Origin of the sequence: Rhizobium sp. NFR12 (assembly GCF_900108545.1) — a bacterium.
Taxonomy (GTDB): domain Bacteria; phylum Pseudomonadota; class Alphaproteobacteria; order Rhizobiales; family Rhizobiaceae; genus Neorhizobium; species Neorhizobium soli.
In genome coordinates this window covers 416717-440007 of sequence record NZ_FNWM01000003.1, presented here as the reverse complement: position 1 = coordinate 440007, position 23291 = coordinate 416717, and the positions used below count along the sequence as shown (strand labels likewise).

Sequence of the window (23291 nt, the reverse complement as noted above, 5' to 3'; positions counted from 1 at the left end):
GAAAGCATGATGACGAAACACTTTGCCAAGCATAAGAGGGCGATTGCCGCCACTGCCGCCGCATTGCTCACCTCGATTGCTCTGCCTGCCCACGCTGCGACGCCGGCTTCGGCACTTGTCATGGCATGGAATGTCGATGCGATCAGCACGTTCGATCCGGCTCAGGTCGGCGAGGTCGTCACCAACGAGCTTCTGCAGAACACGTGCGACTCGCTTGTCGACTTCGATCCCAAGGATGAATCCAAGGTCATGCCGCTGCTTGCGAAAAGCTGGGACGTGTCTGAGGATCGCAAGCAGATCACCTTCCACCTCAATGAAGGCATGAAGTTCCCGAGCGGCGAAGCCGCCACTGCGAAGGAGCTCGCCTGGTCAATGCAGCGCGTCGTGATGCTGGGTTACGGCAACGCCGCGACGCTGACCGAATACGGCTTCACCAAGGACACGGTGAAGGACCGTATCGTTGCCAAGGATGACAACACGCTTGTCCTGACGCTCGACAACCCCTATCCGACCAACCTCATCCTGCAGGCGATCGGTGCGAACCGCGTTTCGGCGCTGCTGGATCAGGCGACGCTGACCAAGAACGAAGTCAACGGCGATTTCGGCAACAAGTATCTTGCCACCAACACCGCCTGCGTCGGGCCTTACAAACTCGTGCAATGGAATGCCGGTGAATCTATCGTACTCCAAGCCAACGACGATTATTACGGCAAGGCGGCCAAGCTCAAGCGCGTGCTCATTCGCCACGTCGCCGAGCCGGGCACCCAGCGCCTGCTGCTCCAGAAGGGTGACGTCGATATCGCCCGTGACCTGTCGCCGGACGATCTGGCCGATCTCGACGGCAAGCCCGGCCTGAAGGTCGAACGTGTCCTGAAGCCGCAGCTGTTTTTCTGGACTTTCAATGCGCTCGATCCGGTTTTCAAGGACGAGAAGGTGCGCCTCGCGATGCGGTACCTGATCGACTATGACGGCCTTGGCAAGTCGGTGATGAAATATCTCGGCGTGCCGCGTGCAAGCTTTGCACAGCTCGGCGCCACCGGTGCGCTCGATGCCGAACAAGGCCAGCCCTTCAAGCTCGATATCGAAAAGGCCAAGGCGCTTCTGACTGAAGCCGGCTATCCCAATGGCTTCGAGGCAAACGTGCTGATCGGCACGCTGCCGCACTCGGCGCCGATCGCGCAGAGCATCCAGCAGAACGCCTCCAAGGTCGGGGTTAAACTGAACCTTGAGCGCATGGCCAATTCTCAGTTGTTTGCCCGTATTCGTGGCCGCGAATTCCAGACTGGAATGCTCGCCTGGCAGACCAGTGTACCGGATGCGCACGGCAACGCCTCGCGCCTGATCTACAATCCGGACAACCGCCCGGAAGCCAAGCTGACGCAGATTCCGGCTTGGCGCTCAGCCTACCAGAACGAAGACTTCAACAAGCGGATCAAGGAGGCGCTTCTCGAAGGCGATCCGGAAAAGCGCAACCAGATCTACTACCAGCTGCAGAAGGACACGATGCAGCAGGGGCCGTCGGCGATCATGTTCCAGATGTATAATATCCTCGGCATCAGCGATAAGGTTCAGAACTGGACCTGGAACGGTTTCCGCGTCTACTACGATATGGCCTCCAAGTAGGGCGGGTCATCATGGCGGACATCACCCACTCGGTTCCCCGCAGCGATGCGGGGAACGGTACGAAGCCTAATCCGGTCCTCGTCGTGCTCAGCATTCTGGGCAAGACGCTGCTACCGGTCTTCGTCACCCTTTTTGGCCTCGCGGCGCTCACATTTTTCATCGGCAGAATGCTGCCGATCGACCCGGTTGCCTCCATCCTCGGCGATAATGCCACGCAGGAGGCGTATGAGAAGATGTCGGCGGCGCTCGGCATGGACAAACCGCTCTGGTACCAGTTCGGTGTCTATCTCAAAGGCATCGTCGTTCTCGATTTCGGCGACGCGCTGACGACGGGCAAGCCCGTGATCGACGATATCGCACGCGTCTTCCCGGCAACGATCGAGCTTGCCACGCTGTCGATCATCATCGGGACCGGACTTGGGATTCCGGCTGGCGTTCTGTCTGCCATGTACCGTAATTCCTGGCTCGACAACGTCATCCGCTTCACGGGCCTGATCGGTTATTCGGCCCCGAATTTCTGGCTCGGCCTGATGGGACTGGTGCTGTTTTACGCCACGCTCGGTTGGATCGGCGGGCCGGGACGTATCGATTTCATCTACGAATTCGATATCGAGCCGATAACGGGCTTCTACCTGATCGACACGGCGCTCGTTGGCAATTGGGAAGTGTTTCGCAACGTCTTCGGCCACATCATCCTGCCGGCTTCGATCCTCGGCTTTGGCGCGCTCGCCTATATCAGCCGCATGACGCGCAGTTTCATGATCGAGCAGCTCGGCCAGGAATATATCGTCACCGCGCGTGTCAAAGGCCTGTCCTGGGCGAGAACCGTCTGGATCCATGCCTTCCGCAATGTCGCGGTTCAGGTGATGACCGTCGTTGCGCTCTCTTACGCCTTCCTGCTCGAGGGTGCGGTGCTGACGGAAACGGTGTTCGCCTGGCCGGGCTTCGGCCGCTACCTCACCAACGCACTTCTCGTCGGTGATATGAATGCCGTGGTTGGCTGCTCGCTTCTCGTCGGTGTCATCTTCGTGACGCTCAACCTGATCTGCGATCTTCTTTATCGCGTCTTCGACCCCAGAACCCGCTGAGGCCGCCATGACTGACAAAGCCATCACCCCTTCGACCGCGCTGCCCGCCAATGCCCGAACGGGACTTGGCGCCTGGCTGCGCGCGCCGGTTCCGACCTCGCCCTCGCATGCCCGCATGCAGCAACTGTGGCTGCAATGGCGGCGGTTGCGCGCCAACGGTTCCGCCCTGTTCGGATTGTGCGTTATCGTCTTCCTGCTGATCGCGGCGACGTTTGCACCGCTTCTCGCGACGCACGACATCTATGATCAGAACCTCGCGGCACGCTTGCTCGCCCCATCCGCGCAGCACTGGCTGGGAACAGACGAACTCGGCCGAGACGTCTACAGCCGGCTGCTGTTCGGCGCCCGCATCACCCTCTACATCGCGCTTCTGACCACCGTCATCGTCGCACCGATCGGGCTTATCGTCGGCACCACCGCGGGCTATCTCGGCGGATGGGTGGATACAGTCCTGATGCGCATCGTCGATGTGTTTCTCGCATTCCCCAACCTCATCCTCGCACTTGCCTTCGTCGCAGCGCTTGGTCCGGGCATCGAGAATGCGATTATTGCCATTTCGCTTGCCTCATGGCCGCCGATCGCTCGCCTTGCCCGTGCCGAAACGCTCACCGTTCGGCACTCGGATTATATCGCCGCCGTCCGCCTTCAGGGCGCGTCCAGTCTTCGCATCATCTTCAGCCATATCATGCCGATGTGCATTCCCTCGGTCGTGGTGCGCGTCACCCTCAATATGGCCGCGATCATCCTGACGGCCGCGGGCCTCGGTTTCCTCGGTCTCGGTGCTCAGCCACCGAGCCCGGAATGGGGTACGATGCTGTCATCCGGCCGCGAATTCGTGATGACCAGCTGGTGGATCGCAGCCATTCCCGGCACTGCCATCCTCATCACCAGCCTTGCCTTCAACCTGTTGGGCGATGGCCTGCGCGACGTATTGGATCCCCGCAATGGATAAGCCGCTGATCGACGTCAAGGATCTGACCATCCGCTTCGAGACCCCGCAACGCAGCTTCGATGCGGTGCGCGGGCTGTCCTTCACCATCGGCCGGGAAAAGGTCGGCATCGTCGGCGAGTCCGGATCAGGCAAGTCGCAGACCGGTCGCGCCCTTCTAAAGCTGACGCCGAAGGTTGCAAAGATCACTGCCAGTCATATGCGCTTCAAGGATACCGATCTGCTTGCAGCCAGCGAAAGGGACATGCGAAAGATTCGTGGCAACCGCATTTCGATGATCCTGCAGGACCCGAAATATTCGCTCAACCCGTTGATGCGCATCGGCCAGCAGATCGTCGAAGCGTATCGCCTGCATCACAATTCGCCAAAGGCGGAAGCGAAGGCCAAGGCGCTCGCCATGCTGGAATCGGTGCAGATCCGGGATCCGGAACGTGTCTTCAAGCTCTATCCGCATGAAGTCTCCGGGGGCATGGGCCAACGCGTCATGATTGCCATGATGCTGATCCCTGAGCCGGACCTGATCATTGCCGACGAGCCGACCTCCGCCCTCGACGTGACTGTCCGCCGCCAGGTGTTGACCATTCTGGATGAACTGGTAACGCGCCGCGGCACCGGCCTGATGTTCATCAGCCACGACCTCAACCTCGTGGCGGATTTCTGCGATCGGGTCCTGGTCATGTATGCCGGTCGCATCATGGAAGACCTGCCGGCGAAGGATTTGCACAAGGCGCAGCACCCCTACACGAAGGCCCTGCTCAAGAGCCTTCCGCGGCTCGATGTCGAGGCCGACGAACTGACGGTGCCGGTGCGAGATCCCGACTGGCTCGACGGTCCTGTTTATCGCAACGGAGTTTTGGCATGATCGCAGCAAGACCCCTTATCGAGGCGATCGGTCTCTCCATCAGCTTCGGCCCGCACCATGCCTGCAATCGCGTTGTCGACGACGTGTCGTTCCGTATCGGAAAAGGCGAAGCCTATGGCCTGATCGGTGAATCCGGCTGCGGCAAGTCGACCATTCTGAGGGCATTGTCGGGCCTCAGCAGCGAGTACCACGGCGCTTTGACGCTTGCCGATCGCGAGCTGCCGAAGAAGCGCAGCAAGGATTTCTTCCGCCGCGCGCAAATGGTGTTTCAGGATCCCTATGGCTCGCTTCATCCGCGCAAGATCGTCGAAAAGGTTTTGTCGGAACCGTTGCGCATCCACGGCTTCGATCGACATTCTGAACGCATCGCTGAGACGCTCGACGCCGTCGGCCTTGGTGCGTCCTTCCGGTATCGTTATCCACACGAGCTATCGGGTGGCCAGCGCCAGCGTGTAGCGATCGCGCGGGCGCTGATCGTTGAACCGGAAATCCTGCTGCTCGACGAACCGACCTCCGCACTCGACGTCTCGGTGCAGGCGGAAATCCTCAATCTCCTGAAGCGTCTGCGGAGAGAGCGAAACCTTACCTATCTGATGGTCAGCCACGACCTCGCCGTCATCGCTCATATCTGCGAGCGGGCCGGCATGATGTACAAGGGGCGTATTCTCGAGGAGCTGACATCGCAGCAGATCCGACAGTCCGAAGCGAAGGAAGACTATACGCGGGAATTTCTTCAGGCGAGTGTCGAGGCCGTTGCCCGCTCGCCGGAGGTGGCGGCATGATCGCTGCCTCATCCGTTGCCAATCCCGGAAAGGATTGGGAATTGCACGGGAGCGAGACCGAGGCGGGATTTGATGGCGATGGCCTCGATACTTTGCGTGCGTTTGTGGCGACCCAGCCGACCGACATGCTTCTCGTCGTCAGGCAAGGAAAGGTGGCGCTGTCGCTTGGCGAGCCAGACCGCAAATTTCTCTGCCATTCGATGCGCAAGAGCTTTCTCGCAGCCCTGATCGGCTTTGAGGTCGAGGAGGGGCGGATCGATCTTTCTGCGACGCTCGAACATCTCGGCATCAACGATCGCGAAGGGCTGAGCGACATAGAAAGGCAGGCAACGGTCTATGACCTCCTGACGGCACGCTCCGGCATCTATCACCCTGCCGGATACGAGACGCCCTGGATGCGGCGCATCAAGGAACCTCGCCACTCGCACGCGCCGGGCACGTTCTGGTGCTACAACAATTGGGATTTCAACGCCCTCGGCACGATCTTCGAGACGTTGACGGGCGAAACCGTGCATCAGGCATTCGCGCGACGGATCGCTGGACCGATCGGCATGCAGGATTTCACCCATGCAGGCGATGAGCCGGATGGCTGGCACGAGAGCTTCGATATCAGCGAGCACCGGGCCTATCCGTTTCGCATGTCGAGCAGAGATCTCGCACGCTTCGGGCAGCTGTTTCTGCAGCGGGGCCTCTGGAGCGGTACCTCGGTTCTGCCCTCCGGTTGGGCACAGCAATGCGTTATGCCCTATTCGCATGCCGGCACGCATGGTGGTTATGGCTATATGTGGTGGCTGGAGCGGGAAGGCGTCTTCCTGCCGAGCGTTGTGACGCCGAGAGGGAGTTATGCGGCAATGGGTGCCGGCGGGCATTATTGCATCGTCATCCCGGCACTCGACATGGTGGTCGTCCATCGCGTCGACACCGAAATCCAAGGGCGTGAGGTCACGCGTTTCGGCATGGGGAAATTGTTGCGTTTGCTCCTCGCGGCCATGAACGATACGTCCTGATATCCTCCCCACACCGCCCCAAGATACCTCGTCCTGAAACGGGCTCCTCGGCGCGGCAAGGACTGCTTTTTCATTTCCAGCAACGGGCCTTCGAACATGACCGTCATCGAAACCATAGCGAACTGGTGCTGGGCACCACCGACCAGCAGCGATACGGCCCGCCGTCTGGCGCGAGAAGCGATCGCCGATACCGTTGCCTGCCTTTACGCTGGTCGCAACGACATGACCACCCGTGCCGTTGCCGATGCGTTCGGCCGCCAAGCAGACGGAGAGGCAGCGCTCGTCACCGGTGGGCGGCATTCGCAATCCGTCGCGGCTCTGGTCAATGGGACGGCGGCACACGCACTCGACTACGACGATAATTTTCGCCCCGGGATGAGCCACGCTTCGGCGGTCATCTTGCCGGCACTGCTGGCCGTTGCCAATCGCGCGAGTGCAAGCGGCTGCATGCTGGTGGATGCCTATCTCGTTGCCCTGCAGGCGCAGGCATTTGTGGGGAGCGGTGTTGCCGGTTCCCACTACACCGCCGGCTGGCACGGGACCTCGACCGTCGGCAGCATCGGCACGGCTGCGGGCGTTGCCACGCTGCTGGGGCTCGATGCCGCCGGTATCGCGCGCGCTCTTTCGCTCGGCGCCAGCATGGCATCTGGCACAAAGGGTCAGTTCGGCACGCCGGTCAAACCCTTCCACGCCGGCATGGCAGCCCGAAATGCCGTGGAGGCAGCTTTGCTCGCTGCGCAGGGCCTGAGCGGCCGCCTCGATATTCTCGAGGGCGAGCAGGGGTTTCTCGAAATGTTTGGTGGTATCGGTCCTCTAGGCTACGACATCAATACTATCGCTCAGACCCGAGAACACACGATCGAAACGACGGGCGTGATGCCGAAAATGCACCCATGCTGCGGTTCCACCCACATGATCGTCGATGCAGCCCTCGACCTGATGCAGATGGAGCAATTCGATATCGACGCGATCGTCTCGGCCGAATGCCATGTCGGAATCGCAAACTATCGAAACCTTGCCTATCCGGAGCCGAGGGACGAGATGCAGGCGCGGTTTTCCATGCAGTATTGCCTAACCCTTGCGCTTCGCAGGAAGACGCTTGTCCTGTCGGATTTCACGCCTGCCGCGATCGAGAGTTTTGCAAGCGATCCGCTGCTAACGAAGATCTCCATGACACATTACAGCGCTGAGGAAGAGGCTGCCGCCAAATCCAATCTGCCGCACAGGCTGACAATAACGCTTTCTGATGGAAGGATTCTGGAAACGCAACGCGCAGCGGCCCGCGGCGGCCTCGCCAATCCCTTCCAGGATGATGCGCGTCGCGCAAAGATCAGCAATTGCCTCGATGATATGGAGGATGTCGAGCTCATCCAGACCAAGCTGAACCAGTTGGACGACCAACCCGACCTGCATTTCCTGGATGTGCTTTTCGATGGCCGTGCCGCTGCTGCTTGAGGCAGTTTACGGCAGGGCAACCCGGTCGGCGAGCATGCCGACCTCTTCCGCACGGCTCCAGAACCGGCCGACGCTTTTGCATCTCAGCCGGAAGGAGCGGTAGAGCCTAATCTCCACGATCATGTCATAGGCGGAGTCGGCAGCTCTCACGAGTTGCTTGTTCTTGAGCTCGTTGACGGCAAGGCTTTCGGGTATCCACGCAACCCCGTGGCCCGCGACGGCCATTGCTTTCAGGGCAGCAGACATGGCGTTCTCGTAAACGGTGTTGAGCTGGAAAGGTGCTCTTTCAAAGATCGCTTGTGGCAGTGCCTGCGCGAAGAAGGAACTATCCCGGTAGCTGAGATAATTCACCGGCGCCCCGCCGATCGTGAGTGGGTGGATCGGCTGCCCTGCCTCGTCCGGGGCGGAAATGGCAATCACGCGTTCCGAGCCCAGCGTCAGATAGGGGTGCTCCGCGAGATCGCGGATCGCCGGCACGCTTTCATGCGCATAGGTCAGAAGGAAATCGCATTCGTTGCGGAGCAGCTTGGAGACATTTCCGGAAAATGAGGAATAGGCTTCCGAAAACCGCGTCCGGAACGGCTCCCCCAGTGCCTCGACCTTCTCCATCCAGAGCGGGAAGAATGTTAGGACCAGAGTACTCATCGTTGCGAAGGAAATTACTTCTTCAGGAGCGCTGTGAGTTCGCAGCGTATCCTCGCGCAGCGAGGAAATTGTATCGACTGCCTTGCGAGCCCGCGGCAGAAAGCTTTCGCCGGCCGGTGTAAGCCGCACCGGATAGGTCGAGCGATCGACCAGCGTCAGTCCCGCCCATTGCTCAAGCTGCATGATGCGGCGGCTGAGGGCTGACTGTGTGATATTCCTGTCCTTGGCTGCGGCCGTAAAGTTCAAGAAATGGCCGAGAGTCAGGAAGTCCTCTAACCATCTGACTTCCATAGAAAACCTCTGTATTGCTTTCGAAACAAACCATTACACGGCGCCTCGCGACCGGCAAGCGGTTACATTCGGCGATCAAGGCCACCTCCGCTATCTGCTGTGTCGATCAAGTGCTGACAGGTTGACAGTTGATTCAAGGTAGACGCCGTCATTCGATGTTCGATGCGATAGCGGAACTTTAAAGGCCTCTGCCCAGCTTTTTGCAGGGCGGATGATGGTCGATCCTGCGACCAGAAACAATCACCACCCTACTGGCCAGTCGAGCCGCCGCTACGCGGTGTCTACCTCACCGTACCCACTGCATCCCGTCGATCTGGATGTCTTGTCCGGTGAGGAAGTTCGGCTCCGATGTCGCGAGGAAGGTGACCACGCTTGCCACATCCTGTGGCGTGCCGACGCGCTTCATAGCAATGCCGGCGGCGAGTTGGGCTTCTCGGGCGTCGATCATGGCGTTCGAGCGTTCCGTCTTGATCACACCCGGGCAGATGGCGTTGACGACGATTTTGGGGGCGAGTTCCTTGGCGAGCGCCCGGGTCATGCCAAGAATGCCGGCCTTGGCTGACGTATACGCAAACTTGCTGACAGCGCTGGTCACGCCACCGGTGTGGGCGTTCATCGACGACATATTGATGATCCGGCCGCCGCCGTTGCGGCGCATAAGGGGTACGGTCGGCTGGATATAATTGAAGGCACCCTTGAGATTGATATCGATCGTCGTGTCGAACTCGTCCTCGGTGATCTCCTCGATCCCCTTCGGCATCGGCTTTCCGGCATTGTTGAACAGCACGTCGATACGGCCCCAGTGCGCATCGACTTCGGCGACGATCTCAGCGGCGCGTCGGTAGTCGCGTACGTCGGCGACGAAGGTCAGTGCCTGGCGGCCGAGATCGGCAATTTCGCCGGCGGTTCGAGCCAGATCGTCCTCGATCAGATCGACCAGAACGATATCGAAACCGTGTTTTGCCAGATCCAGCGCGCAGGCGCGACCGATGCCGCGGCCGCCGCCGGTGACGAGAGCCACTTTGGGTGTCGTGTCAGTCGTTTCAGCCATCGGCATTCTCCTTGGCAAAGCGGGCAATGTCGGCATGGGTGCCGAACCATACGTCGTCGTGCTGCTTGATGTGCTGGATCAACTCTTCGAGGATGAAGATGCGCGAGCGGTAACCGGAGACATGCGGATGCATGGTGAGCAGAAACAGGCCGCCTTCCTGGTAGGCGAGGTCGAACTCGCGCTTGAAGATGTCGAGCACGGCCGGCGGCGGCGTGTAGGGGCGGTGGGCGGTAAACCGGTTCATGTTGAAGTAGACGGCATCGTCGCGGATCCATTCGACGGGCAGTTCTACCATTCCCGTCGGTTCGCCGTTCTCGACCAGCTCGTAGGGATCGTCGTCGGCCATCAAGGATGAATCGTAGATCAGGCCCAGTTCGCGTTCGATCTCCAGCGTTACGTCAGAGAAATCCCAGGACGGGGTGCGCATGCCGACGGCCCGTACGCCGGTGATCTTTTCCAGCGTGTCGGCGGCGCGCAGATGCAGTTCGCGTTCCTTCTCCGGCGGGACCTTGGTGTTCACCTCGTGGATCCAGCCATGCAGGCCGATCTCGTGGCCCTCGGCGATGACTCGTTTCTGCTCGTCCGGATGAAGGAGGGCTGCAACGGCCGGCACGAAGAATGTGGCGGGCACGTCGGCAGCCTTCAGCGTTTCCAAGATGCGCGGTACACCGCGGCGATTGCCATATTGGCCCCATGACAGGCGACCGATGGATTCGCCGCCGTCACGCAATTCGTTGGTCTCATGGTCGCTATCGAAAGAGAGTGCGACGGCGCAGCGGGCGCCATTCTTCCAGGTCTTCGGCTTCAGCGAACGGCCGGCCCGCACCTTGTCGACCTTGCCGCGCCAGGTCGCTTCGTCCCATTCCCAGGGTTCCATATCCCGTCCTCCGTTTAAGTCATTCGGCTGCCTGTGGCAGCACCGGTACGGCCGCCAGCAGTCGCTGCGTGTAGGCATGCTGCGGATCGGCATAGATGGCGGCGGCTTCGCCCTCCTCGACGATCCGGCCCTGGTACATGATGGCAACGCGGTCGCAGAGGTGGCGTACCACCGACAGATCGTGACTGATGAACACCAGCGACAGATCGAGTTCGGCGCGAAGTCGGATCAGAAGGTTGATGATCTGCGCCTGGATCGACACGTCGAGCGAGGCGACCGGCTCATCGCAAACGATCACATCCGGCTGCATGGCGAGCGCCCGGGCAATAGCGATGCGCTGCCGCTGGCCGCCGGAAAACTGGTGCGGGAAGCGGTTGGAAAAGCTCGGGTCGAGACCGACGGCTGCCAGCCATTGTCCGACATAAACCGCCGCCTCGGCACGGCTTACCAGCCGGTGGGCAAGCGGCCCCTCGGCGATGATGTCGCCGATGCGCATGCGGCCGTTGAGCGAGGCAAACGGATCCTGGAAGATCGTCTGGATGCGGGTCGTGATCTTTTTTGGCGCTCGGCCGGTGCTCATGACGGGCTGGCCGTTCAAGCGGATCGTGCCCGATGTCGGCACGGTGATGCCGGCTGCCATACGACCGAGCGTCGATTTACCGGATCCGGATTCGCCGACGAGGCCCAGAACTTCGCCACGCTTGACCGTCAGCGAGACACCGGCGACGGCGTGGACGACATTGAGCGGCTGTGACAGACCGGACTTGATCGCGAGGTTCCTGAACAACCCGGCCGGCTTTTCGAAGCGTTTCACGACATCGTCGATGACCAGATAGGGACTTCCGAGGGGCGGCAGGTTGGCGGTTGCCGATTTGCGCGGCGGTGGTGCCGCGTCTGCGATACCGCTGCCGCGCAACAGAAGTTCGCCGGGTTTGGCGCGCGAGGGCAGGGCATCGAGCAGCGCGCGCGTATAGTCGTGCTGCGGTTTCGTCAGCACGCCGAGTGCCGGGCCGATCTCGACGATGTTGCCGGATTTCATGACCGCAACCCGGTCGGCGATCGATGATACGATGGCAAGGTCGTGGCTGATCCAGATCAGCGCCGTGCCGAGCTCGGAGACAAGCTCCTTCATCTCGGCAAGGATTTCCGCCTGGATAGACACGTCAAGTGCGGTCGTCGGTTCATCGCAGATGATCAGTTTTGGCCGGTGCAAAAGCGCTATCGCAATCGCCACGCGCTGGCGCATGCCGCCGGAAAACTGGTGAGGGAAGAAATCCACCTTGCGTTCCGGATCGCTGATGCGAACCTGGGCCAGCGCCTTGATCGCGCGCTCACGGGCTTCGGCACTGCCGATATTTTCGTGAGCTTCCAGCGCGAGCTTGATCTGCATGCCGATGCTCAGGACCGGGTTGAGTGTCATCATCGGGTCTTGGAAGACCATCGAAATGGTCTTGCCGCGAATGGCACGAAGCTCGTGGGCGGGCAAGCCGACCAGTTCGCGACCTTCCAGCTTGATCGAGCCCTCGACGATGCGGCCGGGTTCGTCGATCAGGCCAATTATTGAAAAGCCGGTGATCGACTTGCCGGAACCGGATTCACCGACGAGACCCAGCACCTCTCCCGGCGCGATCGAGAAGGAGACGCCGTCGACGGCTTTGACTTCGCTGCGCCCGCTTGGGAACCAGGTCTTGAGATTGGTGACTTCGAGAAGCGGCGTCGCCGGTGTTGTCACTGTATCGGTCATCGGCGGAGCCTCGGGTTGAGCTGGTCGCGGATCTGGTCGCCGACGAGATTGAGTGAGACGATGAAGATGATCAGTGCCAGGCCGGGGTAGATCGAGATCCAGTAGCGACCAGAGAGCAGATACTGGAAACCGTTGGCAATCAGCATGCCGAGCGACGGTTCGGTCGGCGGCAGGCCGACGCCCAGGAACGACAGCGTTGCTTCAAGCGAAATCGCGCTGGCGATCTGCACGGTGGCGACCACGATCAGTGGTGGCAGCGAGTTGGGCAGGATATGCCGCAGCACCACGCGCCAGGGCGACAGCGGGATGGAGAGCGCTGCCTCGACATAATCCTTCTGCCGTTCGGCCGCCGCCGCACCATGGGCGGTCCGGGCAAAATAGGCGTATTGGGCAAAGATCAGCGCGAGGATCAGCTGGTAGCGACCCTGGCCGAGAATGGCGGCGATGACGAAGGCGAGCAGAATGGCCGGGAACGACAGCTGCAGGTCGACGATGCGCATGACAAGGCTTTCGAAGCGACCGCCGATATAGGCGGCGGCACAGCCGACCACGGCGCCGATGACGAAAGCGGTGCCGCTGGCGATGATGCCCATCTGCAGCGAGATCCGCAGGCCGTAGATGATGGCGGACAGAAGGTCGCGGCCTTGCGAGTCGGTCCCGAGCCAATGGGTGTAGCCGCCGGTCCCGACGTAACCGGGCGGACGCCGCGCGTCGCGCAGCACCAGATGCGCGAGGTCGTAAGGGTCTTGCGGCGTCACCAGCGGCGCGATCAGGGCGATGAACACGATGACGAACACGAACACGGCAGCGCCGGTGGCAACCTTGTTGCGGCGGAATTCATTGAGAAAACGGGAGAGTGGAGTGTCGCGCATCAGGCACGCCCCTTTCTCAGACGCGGATCGAGCAGCGCATAGGTGAGGTCGACCACGAAATTGATGACGATGAACAGGAGGGCGACGAACATCAGGTAGGCAACCATGACCGGACGGTCGAGCGAGGTAATGCTGTCGATGATCAGCTTGCCGAGGCCGGGCCAAGAAAAGATCGTTTCGGTGACGACGGCAAAGGCGAGCGTCGAGCCGAGTTCGAGGCCAAACACGGTGACCAGCGGAATGGAAATCAGCCGCAGCACATGCCGGCTCAGCACCGTGAATTCCGAAAGGCCGGCGGCGCGAGCAAATTTCACCGTGTCGCTGAGCATCAGCTCGCGAGTGCCGGCACGGGCAAGACGGATCATCAGCGAGAACTTGAACAGTGAGAGGTTCAGCGCCGGCAGGATCATGTGGGAAAGGCCATCACCGGTGAGGAAGCTGAAGTCGACGCCGAACAGGCTGGCGGTCTCGCCGCGTCCGCCGGCCGGCATGCAGCCGCATTGCACGGCAAACACCATGATCAGCATCAGGCCGAACCAGAAGGTCGGGACGGAAAAGCCGAGGATGGAAAGCGCCATGATGGCACGCGAGATGGGGCTGTGCGGCTTATAGCCGGCATACATGCCAATCGGGATGCCGACGAGGCTGGCAAACAGCACGGCCGCCAGTGTCAGTTCGAGCGTTGCCGGGAGACGGGTCAGGATCAGTTCGCTGACCGGCATGTTGTAGACGAATGAGCGGCCGAAATCACCGTGCAGGATACGCCCGACAAAGGTGAAATACTGCTGCCACAGCGGCTGGTCGAGACCGTATTGCGCGATGACGGCGGCGCGGATGTCTTGCGTTGCGTCCGGTGAGATCAGCACGTCGATCGGGTTGCCCACGGCATAGACGCCACAGAATACCAGTGCCGACATGGCAAGGACCACGATCAGCGCCTGCCACAGCCTTTGCAGGATGAATCCAAACATTCGTTCCCTGTTCTCCCGTCTCGTGCGGGGTTCGAAAATGCGTCGTGTGTCAGGCGGTGGTCAGTGCCAGTCGCCTTCCAGTAGTGCGCGGGTCTCGGAAACGGCGACCTCCCAGATCGCTGCCATGTCTTCATCGGGGCGTTGGTAGAGACCGTGATAATTGCCGTCACCGAGCAGTTCGCGCTTCTGCGCAGCGCCGACGCGGGCAAGCGCCGCGTAGTCGATCTGTGGCTTGGCAGTCGTCGGCTGACGCGCGTCGGTGGTGCGCGTCCAGGGGAAATTCTCCATCCAAGACGCGTGCGATGCGGCGGGATCGGTCTGCTGCACCTTGGCCAGCGTCTGCGGCGCCCGCCACCAGTCGTGGAATTTGACCGATGCGTCGGGGTGGGCATTCAGCCATTCGGAAATCACCACCGTCGCCGGCGTGTTGCCGCCATGGCCGTTGACGATCAGGATTCGCCGGAAACCGGAGCGGTAGATACTGTCGAGCAGATCCTCGATAACGCCAATATAGGTGGCGAGCGACAGCGTCAGCGTGCCCGGAAACGTCGCGAACGACGAGGCGAGACCATAAGGCACGACCGGGAAGACCGGAATACCGAGCGGCTCTGCGGCATCGACCGAGACCTTTTCAGCCAGGATCATATCGGTCGCGAGACTGAGATAGGCGTGCTGCTCGACGCTGCCGATCGGTAAAATACAGCGATCATCTTTTGCGACGCGCTCCTCAACCTGCATCCAGTTCATGTCGGCAATCTTCAATTCGCTACCCTCGTTCTCAAACTTCGTGCAACTGCGCAAAGAACGTTCTGTTTTTCGCACGGACGCACAATATTTGTGCTTTCCGATGCTTTGTGTCGCATGAAGCAAAGTTCCATACGGGACTAAAAAAAGAAATTGACAGCCATTTAAACGATCGTCAAGTTCCATACGGGACTAAACTTCACGAAGCTCGAAAGCGACCGAAGAGTGCGACAGACGCGTGGACCGACACTGGAGACCCTGCTGCGGGAGGGCGGAAAAGCCGCCGCCGGCACGCATGGCGTCGAGGATCTGGTGTCCGTGAAACTTTGGCGGAACCCGTGCTGGTTGTCGTTCCGGTTCAACTTTCTGGCGCTGCAGTTCAACGAGCCGATCTACCGACTGATCGAAAAGGAACACGGCCTGGCGCGGCCGGAATTCGTCGTCATCTATTCGCTCGGCCTGTCCGACGGACTGACGGCCAGTGCCATCTGCAATTCCTCGGGCTTTCCGAAGAACACGATCAGCCGGGCGATCCAGAAGCTGATCGACAAGAACATCGTCCGTCGCGAAATCGACCAGGCGGACCTCAGAAGTTTTGTCCTCTACATCACCGAGGAGGGCAGACGCATCGTCGATCAGGCCATGCAGCCGATGGTGGAGCGCGAGATGGCCATGATCTCGTCGCTGACGCCGGCCGAACAGCTGATGTTGTCGGAACTGCTCGCCAAGGTCGTCGTCGATTCACCCAACTGGCCACCAATGACAACAATAGAGGAGAACGAAGAATGACGGCTTCCAAGACATTCCGCACCATCGTGCTCGCCACCGGCTTGCTCGGCGGCGTTTCGGGCGCAGCCCTTGCTGCCGACCTCACCATCGGCGTGCGCGCCGGTCCGCTGTCGATCGATCCCGATTTTACCGCCGCCGGCACTCACGCCGAGGCGATGAAGCACATCTACGACTCGCTGATCAAGTCGGGCAACAATCTCGAACTCGAGCCGGGCCTTGCCACCAGATGGACGGCGATCGACGACACGACCTGGGAATTCAAGCTGCGCCCGAACGTCAAATTCCATGACGGTTCGGACTTCACCGCCGAGGACGTCAAGTTCTCGATCGAGCGTATTCCGAAAGTCGCCGGCCCGAACCCGACAACCATCTACGTCCGCCGCGTCAAGGGCGTCGAAATCGTCGATCCGCTGACGATCCGCGTCAAGACCGATGGCCCGGCACCGAACCTGCCCAACGATTTCATCCGTCTGTTCGTGGTGTCGCACATCGCTGCCAAGGATTATTCCGACAGCGCGGAAAAGGCCTCGGAAGGTTTCAATTCCGGCAAGGCTGCAATCGGGACCGGTCCATACAAGTTCGTGTCCTGGACGCCGAAGGAGCAGCTGGTTCTTCAGAGCTTTGACGGTTACTGGGGCGGTAAGGAGCCGTGGGACAAGGTCATTCGCAAGGAGCTCCCCAACGACGCCGCGCGCGTTGCACAGCTGAAGGCCGGTCAGGTCGATCTGATCGCCCGTATTCCGGCATCCGACGTGCCGACACTGGAAACGGATTCGAAGCTGACGATCGTTCGCCAGGACAGCGTCTACCTGTTCAACATGGCTTTCGACTTCCGCGAAAAGTCGCCGCAGGTGAGCGCCAAGAACGGTTCGCCGCTGCCGAAGAACCCCTTCATCGATCCCCGTGTGCGTGAAGCCTTCGATCTTGCGATCGATCGCGAAACCATCACCGAGATCGCCATGGAAGGCATGGGCACCGTCCAGTCGCAGCTCGTGACGCCCAACATCTTCGGCTACAATCCGGATGTGAAGCCGGCACCTTCCGATGTCGAGAAGGCAAAGAAGCTGCTTGCCGACGCCGGTTATCCCGATGGTTTTAAGGTGACGTTCTCCTTCACCAACGACCGCCTGCCGGGAGACAAGGACACCGGCACGACGATCGCCCAGATGCTGACTGCGATCGGCATCCAGGTGGAAGCCAACGCACAGCCCGGCGCCGTCTATTTCCCGGCCAACACACGCGGCGATTATTCGCTGACCATGTCCGGCTGGGGCACGCTGACGGGTGAGGCGAACTACACGCTCTCGTCGCTGGTCCATACCAACGATCCGACGAAGAAGCTCGGCGCCTTCAACATCCGCGGTTACTCCAACCCTGAGATGGACAAGCTGATCGAGGCGGCCGGTGTCGAGATGGATGCGGGCAAGCGCGAACAGTACCTGAAGGACGCCAACGCGCTGGTCGCTTCCGATCGCCCCAATCTTTCGATCGCCTCGATCGTATCCGCCTGGGGCATGAAGAAGAGCATCACCATCGTGCCGCGTTCGGACGAAGACACACTGGCCATGAACATCAGGCCTGCGAAATAGCCTCCACGCCAACCGGAGGTAAACTTGGCCGGGCGGTTCTGCTGCCCGGCTTTTTTATTCATGGGAAGGAGAAGATCATGGGCAAGATTGCACTGGCGATCCATGGCGGTTGCGGCGTGATGGCAAAGCTCGGCCTCAGCGAAGCGGAATGGGAAGCGGCACGCGTCGATCTCGGTCATGCGTTGAAAGCCGGATGGGCGGTGCTGAGCACCGGCGGCTCGGCGCTTGACGCCGTACAGGCATCGGTCGTGGTGCTGGAAGACAGCCCGCATTTCAATGCCGGCTATGGCGCAGCCCTCAATGCCGCCGGCGAGCACGAACTCGATGCCTCGATCATGGATGGCGCGACGCTCGAAGCAGGCGCCGTGACACTGGTGCGGCGCATCCGCAATCCCGTCAAGGCGGCGCGGCGGGTGATGGAAAAGGGTGAAGCGGTGCTGATGGGCGGCCATGCCGCCGACGAGTTTGCCAAGGTCGAGGGCCTGGACGTCGTCGAACCCGATTATTTCACCACCGAAAAGCGCGTGAAAGCGCTGGCTGCGATGAAGGCGCATGCGGCGGCCGGCACGGCTGCATCGGCGAGCGAATCCGAAAAGCACGGCACGGTGGGGGCCGTCGCGCTCGACAGTGCCGGACATCTGGCGGCCGCAACCTCGACCGGTGGCTACAACAACAAACCGGTCGGTCGTATCGGCGATACCCCGATCGTCGGCGCCGGCACCTATGCCCGCGACGGTCTCTGCGCTGTATCTGGCACCGGCAAGGGCGAGCTCTTCATCCGCTATGCCGTCGGCCATGAGGTCGCAAGCCGCATTGGCTATCTCGGCGAAACCGTGGAGCAGGCGGCGTCGAAGGTGATCATGGAAGACTTGAAGCCGCACGCTATCGGTGCCGGACTTGTGGCCGTCGGAGCCGACGGAACGATCACCACACCTTACAACACCGACGGCATGTTTCGCGGCTGGGTCACGCCTGACGGCGAATTCTTCGTTGCTACCCACGACGTGGTGTTCAGGATCGAGTAAGGCGACCCGGAGATTGCGGAGGCCGCTGTTACGGCGGCCTCGCGGCGCTTAGATTGCGCTGGCGATCTTGTCGGCGATGTAGAGTTCGCGCAGTTTGAGCGTCAGAGGCCCCGGCTTGCCGTCGCCGACGGGTTCACCGTCGATGCGGGTGACCGGCATGACGAAGTTGGTGGCGGATGTGATGAAGGCTTCCGCGGCATTCATCGCTTCATCGGGCGTGAAGGCGCGCTCGTCATAGGGAATGCCGGCTTTCTCCGCGAGATCAAGCACGCTTGCGCGCGTGATGCCGTGCAGGATTGCGTTCGACAGCGGGCGGGTGATCAGCCTGCGACTCTTGTCGATGATATGGGCGGTCGCCGAGCTTGCCTCCGTGACGAAGCCGTCCTCTACAAGCCAGGCGTCATCGGCGCCTTTGTCCATCGCCTGCACTTTGGCCATCGATGGATAGAGCAACTGCACCGTCTTGATATCGCGGCGCTCCCAGCGCCAGTCGGGCAGCAGAGCGACGGACAGGCCGGTCGCTAGCTTGGGGTTTTCGATCACAGATTTTGCCTGGGTAAAGAGAACCAGCGTCGGCAAAGGATCCTTCGGGAAGGCGAAGTCACGGTCGGCCGGGCCGCGCGACAGCTGAAGGTAGATCAGGCCTTCCTTGAGTTCATTGCGTCTGATGATCTCCCGGTGAGCCTCCAGAAGTTCGCTGGCGGAAATCGGCAGGTTCAGACCCAGTTCCGTGATCGAGCGCTTCAGGCGGGCGGCGTGGCCCTCATATTCGAGAAGCTTGCCGTCGATGACGCCGGTCACTTCGTAGATGGCATCCGCGAACAGAAATCCGCGGTCGAACACGGAGACCTTTGCTTCGGCTTCGGGCAGCCATTCGCCATTCAAATAAACGATACGGGACAAGACAATCTCCTTCAGCATGTCGGGAATTCAAAACACATCGCCGGCGGCTCGCTTCAGTTCGGCGATGAACCCGTGCAGCAGGCGTGAGCGCGGTATGCCTTTGCGGGTAATCAGGACGGCCGCGACTTCTCGGGGTGGCTGGAAGGGCAGTTGCACCAACCCCTGCAATGACTGGTGGGCTGCACTATAGGGATCGACGACCGCCGCCCCGACGCCTGCTCCGGCCAGAACCGCAGCCGTTGCGCAATAGCGCACCTCGACCCGTGGCTCATAGTCGATACCTTCGCGATCGAAGGCGTCGCGCAGCATCTGGCCCATGCGCGATTCTGCTTCGAGGCCGATAAAACCGTGTTCGGACAAATCACTGACCGTCACCTCCTGCCGGCTAGCGACCGGGTGGTCCTTCGGCACGAGCGCGACCATATGGGTGCGCGACAGGATCTCTACATTCACAGACGGATGCCGTTCCAGCGCGATCGCAAGACCGACGTCGGCGGCCCCGCTCTGCACAGCTTCGATGACGTGTTCGAGCCGGCGGACATCGTAAGCGACCGAGACATCCGGACGGTCCTTCAGGAACCGTGCAAGCGCCACCGGTGCGACCGTATTGCCAAGCGGCGGCGTCGACATGACGCGCAACCGTCCCGATGTGCCATGCCTTATCGAGCGAGCGCGGGCGGAAAAGCTGCGCAACATGCTGAAGACCGGGCGCACCTCTTCAAACAGAAGCGTGGCTTCCTCAGTCGGCTCAAGCCGCCGGTGCAGCCGCTCGAACAGCGTTATGCCGAGCTGGTTTTCCAGCTGGCGGATGCCGTTCGAAACGGCGGGCTGGGAAATGCCCAACTGCTCGGCGGCCTCGACGGTCGTTTCGCAGCGCATCATGGCCCCGAAGATTTCGAGGAGGCGCAGGGAGATATCTGGTTTCTGCTCGGTTTCGGTCATGGCGTTCAGGTGAGGACTGCGCCAAGCGCCATCGCGACGGCAGCCTGGGTCGGATCGATCACGCGCACATCGAGCTCCTCTTCAAGCCGGCGGCGGTGGCCGGACATGCCGGCACAGCCCAGCACGATCGCGCCGGCGCCCATCTGGCGCAATTTCAGCCCGGCTTTCACGAGAGCCGCATAGCTTTCCTCTCCATGGCCGCTGTCGGCGACGCTGATTGCGCCTTCAAGCGCGACCTCGCCGGCAAGCCTGCCATCGACGCCGAGGCGGCGAAGGTTGCGCATGTGACGGGGGATTGAACCTTCGGCGACTGCGATGACGCCGAAGAGATCTGCAAGCGCCAGGGCGCTCAGTACGCCGGCATCCTGGATGCCGTAGACCGGCTTGGTGGTGATCGACCGTGCAAGGTCCAGCCCGGGCTGCGAATAGCAGGCGAGCACATAGGCTGATGCATCCGGCCGGGTTTCGATCAGGTCGGCAGTGCGCAACGCGGCTTCATCCACATGGCGCTGGGTGACGACGCCGGGCGGACCCTCATCGATCGTGACGCATTCGATAACGGGACCAGCCGGAAACTGCATTCCGGAGAGCGCCTCGCGCAGGCCTTCGGTGACGCTTTCCGAACTGTTCGGGTTGATGACGAGGATCCGGCCGACGGTTCTCATGGGGCGATCTCCACGCCGAAATTCTGCGCCGGATCGAATTCCTTGGCACGGTAGCCGGGCTTGCCGGTCAGGTCGATGGGGCTGCGGGCAATGAAACGACCACGACCACGGTCCGCCTTCAACTCGCCGTTCTCGACGATGACATCGCCGCGGTTCATGGTGAGGACTGGCCAGCCTTCGATCTCCATGCCCTCAAACGGTGTGTAGTCCATATTGTCGTGCTGATCGGCAAGCGTTGCCTTGCGGCGGGTTTCCGGGTCCCAGATGCAGATATCGGCTTCGTAGCCGGGTGCGATCGATCCCTTTTTAGCCATACCGAATGTCTTGGCCGCATTGGTGCTTGAGAGTGCAACGAACTGCTGCAGCGTGATGCGGCCTTTAGCGACGCCCTCCGAAAACAGATAGGGCAGGCGCATGGCGATGCCGGGCATGCCGTTGGAGATCTTCGGGTAGTGCGCATCGGCACCATTGGCAAATTTTCCGCTGGCATCGAAACGGTAGGGCGCGTGGTCGGAGGAGACGCTTTCGAACGTGCCTGACTGCACATGTCGCCAGAGCGCTTCCTGCGTTGCCGCGTCGCGGAGCGGTGGAGAGCAGATGAATTTCGCCCCTTCCATGCCGGGCCGATCGAGATCATCACGGGTCAGCGCCAGATATTGCGGGCATGTTTCGGCAAACAGTTTCGTGCCGGCGAGCTTTTCGCGCTGGACGATGGCAGCGCCGCCAGCCGTTGAGACGTGGACGATGAAGAGTGCTGCATCGACCAGCTTTGCCAGCGAGACGGCCCGGTTGATCGCTTCTTCCTCCGCAAGCTCCGGACGGCTGATCGCGTGGTATTTTGGCGCGGTCAGCCCGGCCGCCGCGAGCCGCTTGTTCATCCACTTCACCATGTCGTTGTTTTCGGCATGGACCATGGTGAGCGCCCCATGGGTTTTGGCAACGGTCAGGATATCGAGCATGCCGCCGTCGCCAATATTCATCAGGTCGTAGGTCATGAACACCTTGAACGACGTGATGCCCTTGGCAAACACGCCCGGCAGCTCTGCAAGAACTGACGCCGAGGGGTCGGAAATGATCAGGTGGTAGGAATAGTCGAGCACCGAGTGCGGCGCGGCACGACCGTCATAGGTCGCGATGACATCGGCGATCGACTGGCCGCGATGCTGGGCCGCGAACGGGATGAATGACGAATTGCCACCGAAGGCGGCGGAGACCGAGCCCGAATAGTAGTCGTCCGCGGTCATCACGCCCGCGGAGCTTTCCTGGGCGATGTGGGCATGTGCCTCGATGCCGCCGGGAACGACCAGCCTGCCTCCGGCATTGATCCGGCGCGCGCCTCCAGCGATCTTCTCGCCGATCGCCGCAATCCGACCATCGGTGATGCCGATATCGCCATCGAATATGTCGGATGCGGTGACGATGCGACCGCCATGGATGACCGTATCAAACGCTGTCATGTCGGTCTTTCCTTACACTTCGATGATCACGCCGGTCTGGCTCGTTAGGCGCCCGTAATGCTCGATACGACGATGGCGCTCGAAATCAAAGATCGTCTTCTTGCCGAAGTCGCATTTGGAAAAATCGCATTCGGCGATGATGAGTTCGTCCTCCTCCGTCACGGCACGGGCGAGAACGAAACCGTCAGGATCGACGATAATCGAGCCGCCCATCAGCGGGTGGCCGTCCTCGTTGCCCGCCTTGGCGACGCCGACGACATAGGTCGAGTTCTGGTAGGCGCCGGACTGCAAGGAAAGGTCGGAATGGAAAAGCCGCTTCTCCAACCCTTCGGCGCTCATCTGGCTGTTCACCGACGGCGTGTTGTAGCCGATCGTCACAAGTTCGACACCCTGCAGGCCGAGGCAGCGGAACGTTTCCGGCCAGCGGCGGTCGTTGCAGATAGCCATGCCCATGATGACGCCTTCGTTGCGCCAGACGTTGAAACCGAGATCACCGGGCTCGAAATAGCGCTTCTCAAGATGCTGGAAGGCCCGTTCGGTATCGTATTCGGAATGACCGGGAAGATGCACCTTGCGATACTTGCCGACGATATTGGCCTGCCGGTCAGTAACAACCGAGGTGTTGTAATAGTGTCCGTCCGGGGTCTTCTCGCCGTAACCAAAGGTGATGGCGATGTTGAGCTCGCGGGCGCGATCGAACAGCGGCAGCGTCGCGGCATTGGGCATTTCTGTCTCGAACCAGAAATCGACCTCGGCCTGGTCTTCCATATACCAGCGGGGGAAGAAGGTCGTGAGCGCCAGTTCCGGGTAGACGACCATGTCGGCGCCCTTCGAAGCGGCTTCATCGAGAAGCGCAATCATGCGGATGACGACGCTTTCGCGGCTGTCTGCTTTCTGGATGGCGCCGAGCTGGGCACCTGCGATCTTCATGATGGTCATCGGAGTTTCCTTTCGAAAGCG

Annotated in this window: 22 protein-coding genes; 10 read left to right on the top strand and 12 right to left on the bottom strand. The window is 61.0% G+C overall.

The window, feature by feature from the left end; all coding sequences use genetic code 11:
• Positions 1-6: 6 nt before the first annotated feature.
• The 7 genes from BLW69_RS15445 to BLW69_RS15415 all read left to right on the top strand — a co-directional run bounded on the left by BLW69_RS15445 (position 7) and on the right by BLW69_RS15415 (position 7766).
• A complete protein-coding gene (locus tag BLW69_RS15445; protein ID WP_199864876.1) occupies positions 7-1623 on the top strand; it encodes an ABC transporter substrate-binding protein in 1617 nt (538 codons plus the stop codon).
• Positions 1624-1634: 11 nt separating this feature from the next.
• A complete protein-coding gene (locus BLW69_RS15440; RefSeq protein WP_092663180.1) occupies positions 1635-2711 on the top strand; it encodes an ABC transporter permease in 1077 nt (358 codons plus the stop codon).
• A gap of 7 nt (positions 2712-2718) precedes the next feature.
• Positions 2719-3663 carry a nickel transporter permease gene (gene nikC, locus BLW69_RS15435; protein WP_092663178.1) on the top strand — a complete coding sequence of 315 codons (945 nt, stop codon included), beginning with the start codon at positions 2719-2721 and terminating at the stop codon, positions 3661-3663.
• Positions 3656-4522, top strand: coding sequence for an ABC transporter ATP-binding protein (locus BLW69_RS15430; protein ID WP_092663176.1), 867 nt, complete (start codon positions 3656-3658; stop codon positions 4520-4522). The genes nikC and BLW69_RS15430 overlap by 8 nt, the downstream gene beginning before the upstream one ends.
• Positions 4519-5304: an ABC transporter ATP-binding protein gene (locus BLW69_RS15425; protein ID WP_092663174.1), complete on the top strand. Its 786-nt coding sequence runs from the start codon at positions 4519-4521 to the stop codon at positions 5302-5304. The genes BLW69_RS15430 and BLW69_RS15425 overlap by 4 nt, the downstream gene beginning before the upstream one ends.
• Positions 5301-6311 carry a serine hydrolase domain-containing protein gene (locus BLW69_RS15420; protein WP_092663172.1) on the top strand — a complete coding sequence of 337 codons (1011 nt, stop codon included), beginning with the start codon at positions 5301-5303 and terminating at the stop codon, positions 6309-6311. The genes BLW69_RS15425 and BLW69_RS15420 overlap by 4 nt, the downstream gene beginning before the upstream one ends.
• Positions 6312-6407: 96 nt before the next feature.
• Entirely contained in the window at positions 6408-7766 is a 1359-nt protein-coding gene (locus tag BLW69_RS15415) for an MmgE/PrpD family protein (protein WP_092663170.1), read from the top strand.
• A gap of 6 nt (positions 7767-7772) precedes the next feature.
• Here the strand turns inward: BLW69_RS15415 and BLW69_RS15410 are convergent, their stop codons facing one another.
• From BLW69_RS15410 to BLW69_RS15380, 7 genes are all read right to left on the bottom strand, one after another.
• A complete protein-coding gene (locus BLW69_RS15410) occupies positions 7773-8702 on the bottom strand; it encodes a LysR family transcriptional regulator (protein ID WP_092663168.1) in 930 nt (309 codons plus the stop codon).
• A gap of 286 nt (positions 8703-8988) precedes the next feature.
• Complete coding sequence (locus BLW69_RS15405; protein WP_092663166.1) at positions 8989-9753, bottom strand: SDR family NAD(P)-dependent oxidoreductase; 765 nt, start codon at positions 9751-9753, stop codon at positions 8989-8991.
• Positions 9746-10630 carry a polysaccharide deacetylase family protein gene (locus BLW69_RS15400; protein ID WP_092663164.1) on the bottom strand — a complete coding sequence of 295 codons (885 nt, stop codon included), beginning with the start codon at positions 10628-10630 and terminating at the stop codon, positions 9746-9748. Before BLW69_RS15400 ends, BLW69_RS15405 begins: the two co-directional genes overlap by 8 nt.
• Before the next feature lie 19 nt (positions 10631-10649).
• Positions 10650-12374, bottom strand: a complete 1725-nt coding sequence (locus BLW69_RS15395; RefSeq protein ID WP_092663162.1) for a dipeptide ABC transporter ATP-binding protein — start codon at positions 12372-12374, stop codon at positions 10650-10652.
• Entirely contained in the window at positions 12371-13246 is an 876-nt protein-coding gene (locus BLW69_RS15390; RefSeq protein ID WP_062459221.1) for an ABC transporter permease, read from the bottom strand. Before BLW69_RS15390 ends, BLW69_RS15395 begins: the two co-directional genes overlap by 4 nt.
• Positions 13246-14217 carry an ABC transporter permease gene (locus tag BLW69_RS15385; protein ID WP_062459224.1) on the bottom strand — a complete coding sequence of 324 codons (972 nt, stop codon included), beginning with the start codon at positions 14215-14217 and terminating at the stop codon, positions 13246-13248. Before BLW69_RS15385 ends, BLW69_RS15390 begins: the two co-directional genes overlap by 1 nt.
• A gap of 60 nt (positions 14218-14277) precedes the next feature.
• The gene (locus BLW69_RS15380; RefSeq protein ID WP_092663160.1) at positions 14278-14979 is read right to left on the bottom strand and encodes a creatininase family protein; all 702 of its coding nucleotides are present in this window, start codon (positions 14977-14979) and stop codon (positions 14278-14280) included.
• Positions 14980-15186: 207 nt separating this feature from the next.
• Between BLW69_RS15380 and BLW69_RS15375 the strand changes: the two genes are divergently transcribed.
• From BLW69_RS15375 to BLW69_RS15365, 3 genes are all read left to right on the top strand, one after another.
• Positions 15187-15750 carry a MarR family winged helix-turn-helix transcriptional regulator gene (locus BLW69_RS15375; RefSeq protein WP_244508848.1) on the top strand — a complete coding sequence of 188 codons (564 nt, stop codon included), beginning with the start codon at positions 15187-15189 and terminating at the stop codon, positions 15748-15750.
• Positions 15747-17339 (top strand): ABC transporter substrate-binding protein, encoded by a 1593-nt coding sequence (locus BLW69_RS15370; RefSeq protein WP_092663158.1) that lies wholly within the window; start codon positions 15747-15749, stop codon positions 17337-17339. Before BLW69_RS15375 ends, BLW69_RS15370 begins: the two co-directional genes overlap by 4 nt.
• Before the next feature lie 77 nt (positions 17340-17416).
• Positions 17417-18364 (top strand): isoaspartyl peptidase/L-asparaginase family protein, encoded by a 948-nt coding sequence (locus BLW69_RS15365; RefSeq protein ID WP_092663156.1) that lies wholly within the window; start codon positions 17417-17419, stop codon positions 18362-18364.
• 48 nt (positions 18365-18412) lie between these two features.
• On the opposite strand, the gene BLW69_RS15360 is transcribed toward BLW69_RS15365, so the two are convergent.
• Genes BLW69_RS15360 through BLW69_RS15340 form a run of 5 tightly spaced genes read right to left on the bottom strand, consistent with a single transcriptional unit; the run spans position 18413 to position 23270 of the window.
• Entirely contained in the window at positions 18413-19267 is an 855-nt protein-coding gene (locus BLW69_RS15360; RefSeq protein WP_092663474.1) for a D-amino-acid transaminase, read from the bottom strand.
• Between the two features lie 27 nt (positions 19268-19294).
• Positions 19295-20209, bottom strand: a complete 915-nt coding sequence (locus BLW69_RS15355) for a LysR family transcriptional regulator (protein ID WP_092663154.1) — start codon at positions 20207-20209, stop codon at positions 19295-19297.
• A 5-nt stretch (positions 20210-20214) separates the two neighbouring features.
• On the bottom strand, positions 20215-20874 hold the full coding sequence (locus tag BLW69_RS15350) for an aspartate/glutamate racemase family protein (protein WP_092663152.1): 660 nt from the start codon (positions 20872-20874) through the stop codon (positions 20215-20217).
• Positions 20871-22331, bottom strand: a complete 1461-nt coding sequence (hydA, locus tag BLW69_RS15345) for a dihydropyrimidinase (RefSeq protein WP_092663150.1) — start codon at positions 22329-22331, stop codon at positions 20871-20873. Before hydA ends, BLW69_RS15350 begins: the two co-directional genes overlap by 4 nt.
• A 12-nt stretch (positions 22332-22343) precedes the next feature.
• Complete coding sequence (locus tag BLW69_RS15340; RefSeq protein WP_092663148.1) at positions 22344-23270, bottom strand: N-carbamoyl-D-amino-acid hydrolase; 927 nt, start codon at positions 23268-23270, stop codon at positions 22344-22346.
• Positions 23271-23291 lie beyond the last annotated feature (21 nt).

Coding starts and splice junctions, on each gene's coding strand:
- BLW69_RS15445 (WP_199864876.1), top strand. CDS start 7: ATGATGACGAAACACTTTGCCAAGCATAAGAGGGCGATTGCCGCCACT.
- BLW69_RS15440 (WP_092663180.1), top strand. CDS start 1,635: ATGGCGGACATCACCCACTCGGTTCCCCGCAGCGATGCGGGGAACGGT.
- nikC (WP_092663178.1), top strand. CDS start 2,719: ATGACTGACAAAGCCATCACCCCTTCGACCGCGCTGCCCGCCAATGCC.
- BLW69_RS15430 (WP_092663176.1), top strand. CDS start 3,656: ATGGATAAGCCGCTGATCGACGTCAAGGATCTGACCATCCGCTTCGAG.
- BLW69_RS15425 (WP_092663174.1), top strand. CDS start 4,519: ATGATCGCAGCAAGACCCCTTATCGAGGCGATCGGTCTCTCCATCAGC.
- BLW69_RS15420 (WP_092663172.1), top strand. CDS start 5,301: ATGATCGCTGCCTCATCCGTTGCCAATCCCGGAAAGGATTGGGAATTG.
- BLW69_RS15415 (WP_092663170.1), top strand. CDS start 6,408: ATGACCGTCATCGAAACCATAGCGAACTGGTGCTGGGCACCACCGACC.
- BLW69_RS15410 (WP_092663168.1), bottom strand. CDS start 8,702: ATGGAAGTCAGATGGTTAGAGGACTTCCTGACTCTCGGCCATTTCTTG.
- BLW69_RS15405 (WP_092663166.1), bottom strand. CDS start 9,753: ATGGCTGAAACGACTGACACGACACCCAAAGTGGCTCTCGTCACCGGC.
- BLW69_RS15400 (WP_092663164.1), bottom strand. CDS start 10,630: ATGGAACCCTGGGAATGGGACGAAGCGACCTGGCGCGGCAAGGTCGAC.
- BLW69_RS15395 (WP_092663162.1), bottom strand. CDS start 12,374: ATGACCGATACAGTGACAACACCGGCGACGCCGCTTCTCGAAGTCACC.
- BLW69_RS15390 (WP_062459221.1), bottom strand. CDS start 13,246: ATGCGCGACACTCCACTCTCCCGTTTTCTCAATGAATTCCGCCGCAAC.
- BLW69_RS15385 (WP_062459224.1), bottom strand. CDS start 14,217: ATGTTTGGATTCATCCTGCAAAGGCTGTGGCAGGCGCTGATCGTGGTC.
- BLW69_RS15370 (WP_092663158.1), top strand. CDS start 15,747: ATGACGGCTTCCAAGACATTCCGCACCATCGTGCTCGCCACCGGCTTG.
- BLW69_RS15365 (WP_092663156.1), top strand. CDS start 17,417: ATGGGCAAGATTGCACTGGCGATCCATGGCGGTTGCGGCGTGATGGCA.
- BLW69_RS15355 (WP_092663154.1), bottom strand. CDS start 20,209: ATGACCGAAACCGAGCAGAAACCAGATATCTCCCTGCGCCTCCTCGAA.
- BLW69_RS15350 (WP_092663152.1), bottom strand. CDS start 20,874: ATGAGAACCGTCGGCCGGATCCTCGTCATCAACCCGAACAGTTCGGAA.
- hydA (WP_092663150.1), bottom strand. CDS start 22,331: ATGACAGCGTTTGATACGGTCATCCATGGCGGTCGCATCGTCACCGCA.
- BLW69_RS15340 (WP_092663148.1), bottom strand. CDS start 23,270: ATGACCATCATGAAGATCGCAGGTGCCCAGCTCGGCGCCATCCAGAAA.